Annotated in this window: 10 protein-coding genes; 4 read left to right on the top strand and 6 right to left on the bottom strand. The window is 61.4% G+C overall.

Translation table 11 applies throughout. The annotated features are described in order from the left end of the window. The first annotated feature begins 74 nt into the window (after nucleotides 1–74). The 3 genes from F506_RS17645 (at nucleotide 75) to F506_RS17630 (ending at nucleotide 3,395) form a co-directional block, all read left to right on the top strand. Complete coding sequence (locus tag F506_RS17645) at nucleotides 75–935, top strand: LysR family transcriptional regulator (RefSeq protein WP_053199593.1); 861 nt, start codon at nucleotides 75–77, stop codon at nucleotides 933–935. Nucleotides 936–1,147: 212 nt separating this feature from the next. Beyond that, a complete protein-coding gene (locus F506_RS17640; protein WP_053199592.1) occupies nucleotides 1,148–1,600 on the top strand; it encodes an Hsp20 family protein in 453 nt (150 codons plus the stop codon). A gap of 580 nt (nucleotides 1,601–2,180) precedes the next feature. Next, nucleotides 2,181–3,395, top strand: coding sequence for an MFS transporter (locus F506_RS17630; RefSeq protein WP_053199589.1), 1,215 nt, complete (start codon nucleotides 2,181–2,183; stop codon nucleotides 3,393–3,395). A 36-nt stretch (nucleotides 3,396–3,431) separates the two neighbouring features. Here the strand turns inward: F506_RS17630 and F506_RS17625 are convergent, their stop codons facing one another. Together F506_RS17625 and F506_RS17620 are read right to left on the bottom strand one after the other, a co-directional pair. Continuing rightward, nucleotides 3,432–4,424 carry a hypothetical protein gene (locus F506_RS17625; protein ID WP_053199588.1) on the bottom strand — a complete coding sequence of 331 codons (993 nt, stop codon included), beginning with the start codon at nucleotides 4,422–4,424 and terminating at the stop codon, nucleotides 3,432–3,434. A gap of 154 nt (nucleotides 4,425–4,578) precedes the next feature. After that, the gene (locus F506_RS17620) at nucleotides 4,579–5,313 is read right to left on the bottom strand and encodes a siderophore-interacting protein (RefSeq protein WP_053199585.1); all 735 of its coding nucleotides are present in this window, start codon (nucleotides 5,311–5,313) and stop codon (nucleotides 4,579–4,581) included. Between the two features lie 32 nt (nucleotides 5,314–5,345). On the opposite strand from F506_RS17620, the gene F506_RS17615 reads away from it, so the two are divergent. After that, on the top strand, nucleotides 5,346–5,810 hold the full coding sequence (locus F506_RS17615) for a MarR family winged helix-turn-helix transcriptional regulator (protein WP_053199583.1): 465 nt from the start codon (nucleotides 5,346–5,348) through the stop codon (nucleotides 5,808–5,810). 399 nt (nucleotides 5,811–6,209) lie between these two features. On the opposite strand, the gene F506_RS17610 is transcribed toward F506_RS17615, so the two are convergent. From F506_RS17610 to F506_RS17595, 4 genes are all read right to left on the bottom strand, one after another. After that, complete coding sequence (locus F506_RS17610; protein ID WP_053199581.1) at nucleotides 6,210–7,418, bottom strand: multidrug effflux MFS transporter; 1,209 nt, start codon at nucleotides 7,416–7,418, stop codon at nucleotides 6,210–6,212. 167 nt (nucleotides 7,419–7,585) lie between these two features. Beyond that, nucleotides 7,586–9,898 carry a DNA topoisomerase IV subunit A gene (parC, locus tag F506_RS17605; RefSeq protein ID WP_053199578.1) on the bottom strand — a complete coding sequence of 771 codons (2,313 nt, stop codon included), beginning with the start codon at nucleotides 9,896–9,898 and terminating at the stop codon, nucleotides 7,586–7,588. A 32-nt stretch (nucleotides 9,899–9,930) separates the two neighbouring features. Continuing rightward, nucleotides 9,931–10,773, bottom strand: a complete 843-nt coding sequence (locus F506_RS17600) for a lytic transglycosylase domain-containing protein (protein ID WP_053199576.1) — start codon at nucleotides 10,771–10,773, stop codon at nucleotides 9,931–9,933. A gap of 13 nt (nucleotides 10,774–10,786) precedes the next feature. Beyond that, nucleotides 10,787–12,787, bottom strand: a complete 2,001-nt coding sequence (locus F506_RS17595) for a DNA topoisomerase IV subunit B (protein WP_053199574.1) — start codon at nucleotides 12,785–12,787, stop codon at nucleotides 10,787–10,789. Between the last annotated feature and the right edge of the window lie 103 nt (nucleotides 12,788–12,890).

Here is a 12,890-nt window from a genome sequence, read left to right as displayed (position 1 = left end):
ATGGTTATATATTTCAATGATATTCATTTGAAATGATTGACGCCCATCCATAAGCATTCCCAATGAGCCCGAAAATGGAACCAACCCAACGCCCGCTTGACCTCGACGCCGTCCAGGCTTTCGTCCTGGTTGCAGATATGCAAAGTTTTACGCGGGCGGCGGAGGCGCTGTACACCACGCAGTCCGCCATCAGCCTGAAGCTCAAACGCCTGGAAGACCGCCTCGGCCGCCGCCTGCTTGAACGCACGCCGCGGCAAGTGCGCCTGTCTTCGGACGGGCTGGGTTTCCTCGACGCCGCGCGCAACTTGCTGACGGCGCACGAGAGGGCGCTGGGGCGCATGGAGACGTCGACGGTGCGCCTGAGTCTGGGCATCAGCGATCACGTTGCCGGCGACGGCCTTCCCGCCATCTTGGCGCAGATCAATGCGTTCGATCCGGGCGTGGTGGTCGAGGTGCGCATCGGCGCCTCGCGCGACTTGCTCGCCATGTACGACCGCGGTGAACTGGAAGCCGTCATCGTGCGCCGCGATGGCGAGCGCAGCGACGGTGAACTGATCCAGGAAGAACGCATGGGATGGTTTGCCGCGCCGCAGTGGCAGCCGCGCGCCGGTGAGCCGCTCCGGCTGGCGACGTTTTCGCCCAGTTGCGGTATCCGCGAACTGGCGGTGCGGCGTCTGGACGATGCCGGCATTGCGTGGACCGAAGTCTTCGTCGGCGGCGGCGTGCATGCCGTCGCAGCGGCGGTCACGGCGGGACTGGCGGTGACCGCCTTGTTGTATCGCGTCAAGCCGGCCGGCGCGATCGACGTCGGCAAGAGCATGAAGCTGCCGTCGCTGCCGCTGGCGCAGGTGATGCTGCATACCAGCGTGCGCGATACGCGTGCGCAAGGCGTATTGCGCACGGTTGTTGCCGCGATGAAAAATGACGGACGCTAAAAATCAGGCCTGAAAATCAAGAGTAAAAATCAAGGATGAAAATCGACGTCAAAAAAATAATCGACGCCATAAAAAAATCTCTTGAAAAGAAAAAGTATGCACGTATATCGGTAACAAGGCAGCGGGAAACCGGCTCAAACCGCCCGTCGGCCCAGCGGATGCTCAATGGAGGTTCGCGCCCATTTATCGCTTTTTCTTACGAGGATACTATTATGCGTACTCACGACTTTTCCCCACTTTACCGTTCCGCAATCGGCTTCGATCGCCTGGCTCAACTGTTCGACAACGCGCAGCGCGCGGATTCGCAACCGAGCTATCCGCCCTACAACATCGAGCTGGTTGCCGAAGACAAATACCGCATTACCATGGCCGTGGCCGGTTTCAGCAGCGCCGAAATCGACATCGAAGCCGAGAATGACACACTGAAAATCGTCGGTCGCAAGCAGAAGGAAGACCAGGCCGTCAACTTCCTGCATCGCGGCATCGCAGCGCGTGATTTTGAACAGCGCTTCCAGCTTGCCAACCACATCAAGGTCGTCGGCGCTCAACTGGAAAACGGCCTGCTGAGCATCGAGCTGGTGCGTGAAGTGCCCGAAGCGCTGAAGCCGCGCAAGATCGAAATCAACGGCGACAATGTTCATCGCCTGGAACGCAACGCCGCTTAATCTCTGAGTAGTTGCTGTTGTTGTAGATGTACCCGTAGTCTGTAGTTGCAGTTGAAACTGATGTTGAAGACGGTTGTAGCCGTAGATGTACCTGTAGCTGTAGAAGCACCGCCGGTGGCAATATTGCCGGCGCCCGACAAAGCCCGCTCTAAGCGGGCTTTGTCGCGTCTGCGCGAATCGCTTGTTTTGTGCGGCGGCGGGGGACGCCTGCGCACCAATAAAACTATTCTGTATAATCGACGGCAAATAACGAAACAGAACGTCCTGGGTTAAGCTGAAGCTGCATCCCCTTGCCGGCCTCCTGCTTCGTTACGTAAGCGTTCACGTCAACCAACGCGTCATTCACGTGCATGTCTGAAGGTTCAGGCAGCGATTCCATCGCACGCACGTGTATAACGCCAAGGTGAAAAATTGACGATACGCTCACTTCCCCGGGACGGGCCTGCCTTGTCCCTCTCGAACTTCCCCGCAGCCAAGGCTGCATCGCATTTCCTCGCTGACATACTGACCTCCGCGCTGATCGCCATGCCGATCAACGATTGCGCGCGTCCGCACATTTCCATTCGGGACCGATAACATCATGACCACAACGACACAACAATCCGAGCAATCTAACCCGTCCGACGACAGCGTGGCCGGTGGGCTGCTGCCACTGGTCGCCATCGTCTTCACCAGTTTCCTTTGCATCGGCATACCGTTGCCGGCTTTGCCGCTGCACGTCAACGGCGTGCTCGGTTTCAGCGCATTGACGGTGGGCTGGGTGGTGGGGATCCAGTCATTCTCGACGATTCTCTCGCGCAAATTTTCCGGTTCGTATTGCGACCGGCATGGTCCCAAACGTGCGGTCGCCGTCGGCTTGCCGATGGCGGCGGTAGCCGGACTGCTGTATCTGGCGTCGACGCTGATCGCCGACGCCGGCGCCAGCCTGGTGGTGCTGTTCATCGGCCGCCTGCTGATGGGGCCGGCGGAAAGCCTGTTCCTCACCGGCACCATGACCTGGGGCATCGGCCGCGTCGGCATGCAGCGCACCGGCAAGGTGATGGCCTGGCAGGGCATCGCCATGTTCGCTGCACTGGGACTCGGCGCACCGATCGGCATCGCGATCCAGCAGCGCTTCGGCTTCGCCGGCGTGGCGCTGACCACCATGGTGTTGCCGCTGGTCGGCCTGGCGATTGCGGCGACCTTGCGCGCGCTGCCTGCATTGGGCCGCAAGGGCGGCGGCGTGGCCATGTCGGAAGTGCTGCGCCTGATCTGGCGCTTCGGTCTCGCGCTGGCGTTGAGCGCCATGCCCTTCGCCATCATTACCAGCTTCCTGGTGCTGCTTTACGCCACCAACAACTGGTCGGGCGCGGGCATTGCGATCCTTGGTTTCTCGGCCGGCTATGTCGGCGTGCGCCTGTTCTTCGCCCATCTGCCGGATCGCATCGGCGGCGCCAAAGTCGGCGCGGTATCGGTGGCGATCGAACTGGCCGGACAATTGCTGCTGTGGCAGTCCCACGATCCGGTCATGGCCGGCCTGGGTACGCTGTTGACCGGCATCGGTTTCTCGCTGGTGTTCCCGTCGATGGGCGTACAGGCGATGGCGCGCGTGCCGGCGCATTCGCGCGGGCTGGCGGTGGCGACCTTCATGGCCTTCATCGATCTGGCGGCGGGACTGACCGGTCCGGTGGTGGGCGTGCTGATCGGCTACTTCGGTTACGGCGCAGCGTTCCTGGCCGGCGCGGTGGCCTGCGTGCTGGCGCTGTTGCTGATGCTGTCGGGCATGGCGTCGGCGCGGGCAGGGCGGCCGGCCTGACGCCGGCGCCGGATCACGGTCTCGCGGCAACGGCGTCTAAGGAGCACTTGCTTCGTCGTGCTTCAGCCAGGGCGAGGAGGCGCTCCAGAAAATGATGTCCACGCCGAGATAATGCTCCGCGTAGTCCGTGAATTCCTGGCGCGTGAATGGCTTTTTTGTCCGGGGATTGGTGTAGGTCAGCGTCGGTTCTTGCACCGCCATCGCCACGAGGGGAAGTTTTCCTTTGTAACGATGAAAAAAGGGATACGCGTTTTTCATCTGGGCTTTTTTATGCGGCACGATATCGGGGCCGCCCAGGCCTATCCCGTCTTTTTGCGCCAGCGCGAACAGGCGCGACATGTAGCGATGATCGTTGTCCCATTCGCAGGGCCAGAAATTCACGTACTGCACGACATGGGAATGCCGGAACGCTTTTCGCGCCATGGCCATGTTCTCCATTTCGGCGTTGAAGTATTTGTCGCAACTGAATCCAGTCTTGTCGTTCCTGGTCTTCGGATCGATCGCGGTTTCCGGCAGATTGATCCCCATCACGCGGCCGTCGAATCTGGCGGCCAGAGCCTGCAACAGCCGCTGATAGCGTTGCTGCACGGCCGGATTCCATTGTTGCGCCACCCAGCCGGAGGCCACGGGCTTGTTCTCTCCCGGATTGTCATACTGCGCGACGATGCCGCCCAGGTAGACCGGATCGGTCTGCAGATACTGCGGCACGAATTTGTGGGTGGGTTCGAAGAATCGATCCTGAATCTGGATGAACAGTTTTTTGTTCAAGCCGTTCAGGTAGTCCAGGTCCTTCTCTATTTGCGCGAAATCGTAATGATCTTTTTCTTTTTCCAGGGCGCTCCAGTTATAGACCACCTGTACCCCGCCGATGTCCGGGCGCCTGATCAGCGCCTCCAGGCCGCTCAGGTCACGCGAGCCGGTATAGAGAAAATCCTGCAGCGGCGCTGCACCGGCCTGCATCGGCAGAGACGCCGCCAGGATGGAAAGCAGCAGCGTTGCGGCCCGCAATATGTTGATCCGTGAATGCATGGTTCTCCTCGTCCGTTGGTGATGTCGCAAGTGACATCAAGTGGACAGGAGCGGATCGGCGTAGTTGCATTTTTGACATGCGTCTATCAGGGAACGAGGTGTCGGCGGCGCACATGACGTCGCACGCAGGTGCAACGTCAATGCCGCTGACGATTCAGTCAAGCTTTTCGTGGAAATCGGAGGCGCCGCGCTTCCAGTAGGCGGACACGCGCATGGCTTCCTTGGGATGCTGCTTCTCTTCCGCCAGCACGACGCGCAAGGCTTTCATCACCACGGCTTCACCGGCGGCCCAGACATAGCCTTCGCCGGCCGGCAGCGTCAGCGTGCGCACGGCGGCAAGCAGCTCCTCACCAGAGCGCACCCATTTCACGTCGAGGTCGGTGCGGGTTTCGAACCGGCGGACGTCGCCCTCCGGTGCTTCGATGACTGCCATCACCTTGGCGCCGGCAGGCAACTCTCCAAGGCGGCGCGTGATCGCCGGCAAGGACGACAGGTCGCCCGCCAGGAAATGCCAGTCGTAATCGACCGGCACCACCATCGAGCCGCGCGGGCCGGCGATGACGGCGTCCATGCCGACCTTGGCCTGGCGCGCCCAGTCGGTGGCGGCGCCTTCGGCATGCAATGCAAACTCCAGCGTCAGCTCTTTGCGTTGCGCATCGTGGCCGATCGGCGTGTAGTCGCGCCGCACCTGGACGCCGGCCGCATCCTGGAACACGAACTTGATGTGATCGTCGAACGACAGCGAGGTGAAGTCTTCCAGCGCGTCGCCGTGGAAGGTGACGCTGAGCATGTTGGCTCCGGTGGCGCGGATGGCCGCGACTTTGACCTCGCGGAATTTGAGTTCATAACGGACGCGCTGCACTTCGCGAGAGATCGATTTGGTTTCCATGATCACAAAAATTGGTTGATAATGTCATCATTATGAGAAAACAAGTTGACAAAGTCAATCAATCACCTGCGGCCGAAAGGGTCTTTGACGCCATCCATACGGTGATGCACCTGTATCGTTCCGGCCGTTCGCAAGCGTTTCGAGACGACGAACACGGCATCACGCATATGGAAAGCCGCGTGCTCAACTACTTCGCGCATCATCCCGGGGCCACTCAAAAAGACCTGGCAGCCCATTCGGGACGCGACAAGGCCCAGCTGACCCGGCTGGTGCGCAGCCTGCGCGACGGCGGCTATCTGGAGTCGAAGGAAGACGTGAAGGACCGGCGCAGCACCTGCCTGCAATTGAGTCCGCAGGGCCAGGCTTTGCATGGCGAGCTGATGAAGTCCGGTGCGCAGATATTGGAGCGCGCAGTGGACGGTTTGTCATCTGAACAATGTGAAGAGCTGGTGCGATTGCTGGAAATCATCCAGGGCAATCTGGAAAGCGGGCGCTAGGAGTTCGCGTGGCGGGCGTCTTGCCGCCTTGGATTGCTGGCCAAGGGAGCACCCTTGGCGCGACGGGAGGGTTTGCCTGGACGCAAACACCGTTACGTGGGCGGATCGCAGGCGATCCGAAACTCCCACTACCGCCTTGAACTACATCTCAACAGGAAATGAATCCTAGCCTTGCTGAGCGTCGCGCGCGGCGACTTCTGCGCTGAGTTCTTCCAGCATGCTGTTGAGCAGCTTGGCGAAATAGATGCGATAAGTTGCTTCCATGTATTTGATTCGACGGATTTTCCGCATGGCATTCCTTAGATTGTTGACAAGATTTCAGGACCATCTCTGATGATCGGTGCCGGAGTATAGCGCAACCGGACGATGCGCCTTGATTTGAACCCGTCTCACACAGGTTCAAGCTGCCGGTGCGCCGGCGGGCGCTTCCAGGTAATGCAGCAGCTTGCCGACCATGCTGACCACCGTCAGCCCCAGGATCACGAAGAAGATCGCCATCGGTGTCAGGCTATGGAACGGCACGAAACCGGCCAGCCCCATCATCAGCGACGACACCAGCAACAGCGCGAAGCCGAGAATCGCGCTGGTCAGCCCGGCAATGTGCGGGAAGATGGAATTGCCCTTGGCCATCAGCGTCGGATACATCGCTCCCGCGCAAAACGCCATGAACAGCACCGGTATCGTCAACGTCCACACCTGCAAGCCGACCGTCAGCGCCAGGATCAGCATCGCGACCGCCGCGCCCGTCATCACGCGCGCGCCGATGCGCAGGCGTTGTTCCGGCGTCGGCAAGCGCGGGTGATGAATCCGGTTCGAAATCCCGCCGAGGAAATACATCAATCCGATCGCCAGCGCCAGGTAGCCGAAATAGGTCGGCGGTTTGTGCAACGTCTCCTGGACCATGAACGGGCCGACGATGTTGAACACCAGCAGGATGCTGTAACACAGCCCTTGCGCGAGGAAGCAACTCTGGAACACCGGGCTTTTGAGCACCATGCCGGCGTTCTTGAGCAAGGTTTTCGGATTGAGGTGCACCGGCTGCCTGAGCGTCTCCTTGTAGCGCGACAGCACTGCCCACATCACGAACGAATAGATCAGCAGGAAGGTCAGGCAAGAACGCCAGCCGAATGCGGTCTGCAGATGTGCGCCGATGACCGGGGCAAGAATCGGCGCCAGTCCCCAGGCGATGGCCATGTAGGTGAACGCATGCATCAACGCCATGCCGGAAAACGAATCCGTGATGATCGCCTTCGACAGCAGGTTGGTCGCGGCGATGCCGAAGCCTTGCAGGCAGCGCGCGAGAATGAAGGTTTCCAGGTTATTGGCCGCCAGCGTCAGCAAGCAGCCGCAGGTAAACATGGCCAGTCCCAGGATCAGCATTTTCTTGCGGCCGTAGGCATCCGCCAGCGGTCCGAAGATCAGTTGGCCGAAGGCATACGCCATCAGATAGATCGACACGCTCGACTGGATCGCCTGCGCGGAGGTCTGGAAATATTGCGCCATCGTCGGCAGCGCCGGGACGTAGATGTCGATTGCCAATTGGCCCGCAGAGGCCAGCATGCAAATGAAAAAGATGAGGAAGCGCGGATGGTTCGCGGTGGTATTCATGAAAATGACAGCCGGAGGAGGGGTGAAAATCCTCTATTGTGACGGCTTGTCGGATAGTCTGCTGAGTGACGGCCAGGACGGGCGGGAAGCAATGTAAAAAGGGCAGCCCAAGCCGCCCTTTTTACATTGCCGGGGACCGGATCATTGACCGGATCCCTGTGTGGATTTTACGAAATAGCCGCCAGCGCGGTCGCCTTCAGCTTCGACTCCAGCGCCTTGCCTTTGCGGGCGCGCTTGCCGATGTGCAGGCCCAGTGCGACGGCGGACAGCGCGACTTCCTGCGCTTTGCCGCCGCGACCGGTGCCGGACACCAGTACGCCCTTTTGGGTGATGGCCTGCGCAGCCAGCAGCTTTTCGTTCTTTTCCAGTTCCATCAGGATCACGCCACGGCCGCCGCTGGCCAGGGTCTTGATCTCGTCCAGACCGAACACCAGCAGGCGTCCTTGTCCCGACAGGCAGGCGATGGCGCTGGCGCCGGCCGGCATCGGGCGCGGGGCCAGCGGCATGTCGCCGTCGTCCAGCGTGATGAAGGCCTTGCCGCTCTTGTTGCGGCTCAACATGTCGCCGAGTCTGGCGGTGAAGCCGTAACCGGCGTCCGACGCCAGCAGCATGGAGGTATCGACCGGACCTGCGAAGTAGTGCAACAGGCTGTTGCCGCTACCGAGGTCGACCAGCGTGGTGATCGGCACACCGTCGCCGCGCGCGTTCGGCAGCGAGTTGACGCCGACCGTGTAGATGCGGCCGTTGGAGCCGAACGCCAGCAGGTTGTCGATGGTGCGGCACTCGAACGCGCCGTACAGGCCGTCGCCGGCCTTGAACGTGAATTGCGTAGCGTCATGGCCATGGCCGCCCCGTGCACGCACCCAGCCTTTTTGCGAAATGATGACGGTGACCGGCTCGTCGATGACCTTCTGTTCGAGCACGGCTTTTTCGGCTTCCTCGATCACGGTGCGGCGAGCGTCGCCGAACTGCTTGTCGTCGGCTTCGATTTCCTTGATGACCAGTCGCTTCATGGAAGCCGGATTGTCGAGCAGGTCTTGCAGCGTCGATTTCTCGTTGCGCAATTCGGCCAGCTCCTGCTGGATCTTGATGGTTTCCAGGCGCGCCAGCTGGCGCAGGCGGATTTCCAGGATGTCTTCGGCCTGGCGGTCAGAGAGTTTGAAGGCCTCGATCAGCGCCGGCTTCGGCTCATCCGATTCGCGGATGATGCGGATGACCTTGTCGATGTTGAGCAGGATGGCTTCGCGGCCTTCGAGGATGTGGATGCGGTCCTCGACCTTTTGCAATTTGAATTGCGTGCGGCGCGTGATGGTGGCGAAGCGGAAGGTGATCCATTCGCTGAGGATGTCGCCCAGGCCCTTCTGGCGCGGACGGCCATCGCCGCCGATCATCACGAGGTTGATCGACGAGCTGGTTTCCAGGGATGTCTGGGCCAGCAGCGTGTTCATGAATTCGGTCTGGTCCTGGTTCTTGCTCTTCGGTTCGAACACCAGGCGTACCGGCGCTTCGCGTCCCGACTCGTCGCGTACGGCATCGAGCATGGCCAGGATGCTTTGCTTCTGCGCCTGCTGTTCCGGCGTCAGCGTTTTCTTGCCGAGCTTGATCTTGGGATTGGTCAGCTCTTCGATTTCTTCCAGCACCTTCTGAGACGACACGCCCGGCGGCAATTCGGTGATGACCGCCTGCCACTGGCCGCGCGCCATGTCTTCGATCTTCCAGCGCGCGCGCACTTTGAGACTGCCGCGGCCGCTCTGGTAGATCTCCGCGATCGTCGACGGCGGCGTGATGATCTGGCCGCCGCCGGGGAAGTCCGGGCCGGTGATGTGGGTCATCAGTTCTGCGTGCGTGATCTTCGGATTGCGGATCATCGCCACGGCGGCGCGCGCCACTTCGCGCAGGTTGTGCGACGGGATTTCCGTGGCCATGCCGACCGCGATGCCGGAGGCGCCGTTGAGCAGCAGGAAGGGCAGGCGCGACGGCAGCAGTTTCGGCTCTTCGGTGGAGCCGTCGTAGTTGGGCTGGAAGTCGACCGTGCCCATGTCGATCTCGTCGAGCAGCAATTTGCTGATCGGCGTCAGGCGCGCTTCCGTGTAACGCATCGCCGCAGCGCCGTCGCCATCGCGCGAACCGAAGTTGCCCTGGCCGTCGATCAGCGGATAGCGCAGCGAAAAGTCCTGCGCCATGCGTACCAGCGCGTCGTACACCGACTGGTCGCCGTGCGGATGCAATTTACCGAGCACGTCGCCGACCACGGCCGCCGATTTGCGCGGCTTGGCGGTGGCGTTCAGGCCGAGTTCGTTCATCGCGTACAAGATGCGGCGTTGCACCGGCTTCTGACCGTCGGCGACGTCGGGCAGGGCGCGGCCTTTGACCACCGAAATGGCGTAGTCGAGATAGGCGCGCTCGGCAAAGGTCGACAGCGTCAGCGATTCGCCTTCGGGCGGTACAGCTTGTTCAAACAGGTTGGCTTGTTCAGTCATGTGGCTGGGTTGCGTTCAAGTTCAGGTAATGGTTATTCGACGGAGGTCGGCGACGGCGGCATGCTGCGCCGGCCCGGCAGAATGATTTCGACGCGGCGCGGCTTGTCGGAACTACCGGCATTGCCGGTATTGCCGGTATTGTTTCCTGCACTGCCGCCCGGTTGGTACAACTGGTAGAACTGCGCCACCAGCTGGACGTAATTGCGCGTTTCGGGATACGGCGGAATCTGGTTGTTGTACTTCTGTACGGCGCGCTCGCCGGCATTGTAGGACGCGATCGCCAGCTCCAGGCGCTTGGGGAACAGCACCTGCAGATCGCGCAGGTAGCGCGCCGCCAGGCGGATGTTGATGCGCGGGTCGGTCAGCTTTTGCTGGATGGTCTTGCGGCGGTCGCCTTGCACGCCGTAGCGTTCGGCGGTCTCCGGCATGATCTGCATCAGGCCGATGGCGCCCTTGGGCGAGACAGCGCCCGGATTGAAGCCGGATTCGGCCGCCATGATCGCCTTCAGCAAGGCCGGATCGACCGAGAACTCCCTGGCGCTCTGGTCCAGCATGGCTTCATACTTTTTCAGGTTCGGATGCTGCAGCATCAGCTTCATCAGCGGCGACGACATGTTCGGCCGGGCATCGACGCCGGGCACGCCGCGAGCGATCTTGTCGGAGTCGAAGGTAGCTTCGCCGCGCATGAACAGCTGATAGCGCTCGTCGAGCTTTTCGGTCGACACGTGCGCGGTGCCGTCGGCGTCGATATAGCCGTAGACGTCGGCGTGGGCAGCCGGTGCCATCAGGCACAGCACCAGCAATGCGCTCGCAAGGAGGCGCTGCCCGCGTGTGCGATCGTTGCTGTCGATGCTGATACCGTTGACGACGTTCATCCCGTTTTCCTGATCAGATATCCGCTTCCGCCTCGTTGCCATGCTCTTCGATCCAGGCGCGGCGCGAGGCGGCTTCGCCCTTGCCCATGAGCATGGTGAAGCGCGCTTCCGAGGCGATGTGATCCAGCTCGCCCAGGGCGACCGGCAGCAGGCGGCGGGTGTCCGGATTCATGGTGGTTTCCCACAGTTGTTCCGCGTTCATTTCACCCAGGCCTTTGAAGCGCGAGATACTCCATGCGCCTTCCTTGAGGCCGTCCTTGCGCAGCTTGTCTTCGATCGCTTCCAGTTCGCCGTCGTCGAGGGCATACAGCTTCTGCACCGGCTTCTTGCCGCGTGCGGGCGCGTCGACACGATACAGCGGCGGGCGCGCGATGCAGATATGGCCGAGGTCGATCAGCTTGGGGAAGTGCTTGAAGAACAGCGTCAGCAGCAATACCTGGATGTGCGAACCGTCGACGTCCGCATCGGAGAGGATGCAGATCTTGCCGTAGCGCAGGCCGCTCAGGTCGGGGGTGTCGTTGTAGCCGTGCGGATCGACGCCGATGGCGACCGCGATGTCGTGGATTTCATTGTTGGCGAACAGGCGGTCGCGCTCGGTTTCCCAGGCGTTGAGCACCTTGCCGCGCAAAGGCAGGATGGCCTGGAATTCCTTGTCGCGGCCCATCTTGGCCGAGCCGCCGGCGGAGTCGCCCTCGACCAGGAAGATTTCGTTGCGGGTGATGTCGTTGGATTCGCAATCGGTCAGCTTGCCGGGCAACACGGCCACGCCGGAGGATTTCTTCTTCTCGACTTTTTGCGCCGAACGCAGGCGACTTTGCGCCTGCTTGATGACCAGGTCGGCCAGTTTCTTGCCGTATTCGACGTGCTGGTTCAGCCACAGCTCCAGCGCCGGGCGCGAGAAGGTCGACACCAGCCGCACGGCGTCGCGCGAGTTCAGGCGTTCCTTGATCTGACCCTGGAATTGCGGATCGAGGACCTTGGCCGACAGCACGAAGGACACGCGTGCGAACACGTCTTCGGGCAGCAGCTTGACGCCCTTGGGCAGCAGCGAGTGCATTTCCACGAAGCTCTTGACCGCCGAGAACAGTCCTTCGCGCAGGCCGGACTCATGCGTGCCGCCGGCCGAGGTCGGGATCAGGTTGACATAGGATTCGCGCACCACGTTGCCTTCTTCGGTCCACGCCACCACCCACGCCGCGCCTTCGCCTTCGGCAAAACCTTCGGCGTCGGGGCCGGCGTATTGCTCGCCCTCGAACAGCGGGATCAGCGGATCGGCGCTGGTCGATTGCGCCAGCGATTCCATCAGGTAGCCGCGCAGGCCCTGATCATATTGCCAGGTCTGCACGTCGCCGGTCTTGCCGTTGATCAGCGAGACCTTGACGCCCGGCAGCAGTACGGCCTTGGAGCGTAGCAGGCGTTGCAGCTCTTGCTGCGAAATCGTCGGCGAGTCGAAGTACTTGGGGTTCGGCCAGACCGTCACGCGGGTGCCGGACTTCTTGTCGCTGGCGCTCGCCGGACGCGACTGCAGCTTCTCGATCAGGTCGCCATCGGCGAATGCCAGCGTGTGGACGCCGCGTCCCTGTTCATCCTTGCGCCAGACCGTGATTTCCAGGCGCGAGGCCAGCGCATTGGTGACCGACACGCCGACGCCATGCAGGCCGCCCGAGAAGGCATAGGCGCCGCCGCTGCCCTTGTCGAACTTGCCGCCGGCATGCAGGCGCGTAAAGACGATCTCCACGGTCGGTACGCCTTCGTCCGGATGCAGGCCGACCGGGATGCCGCGGCCGTCATCCTCGACGCTGACGCTGCCGTCGGGATTGAGCGTGACCATGATGTTCCGGGCGTGCCCCCCCAGCGCTTCATCGGAGGCGTTGTCGATGACCTCTTGCAGGATGTGCAGGGGATTCTCGGTGCGGGTGTACATGCCCGGACGCTGTTTGACCGGTTCCAGTCCCTTGAGGACACGGATGGATGATTCGCTGTAGTCGGACGGGGAAGTTTTTTTAGTTGCCATGCAGATGAGGATCGAATCGGAGAATCAGGGGAAATCGGAAAATCAAGGGTAAGGCAGCCGGCCATGCGCCGCCGAAGCTTTGCCAAATGCGCATTCTAATGAA

The organism is Herbaspirillum hiltneri N3 (assembly GCF_001267925.1).
GTDB classification, from domain to species: Bacteria; Pseudomonadota; Gammaproteobacteria; order Burkholderiales; family Burkholderiaceae_D; genus Herbaspirillum; species Herbaspirillum hiltneri.
This window is presented reverse-complemented; position numbering and strand designations above follow the sequence as displayed.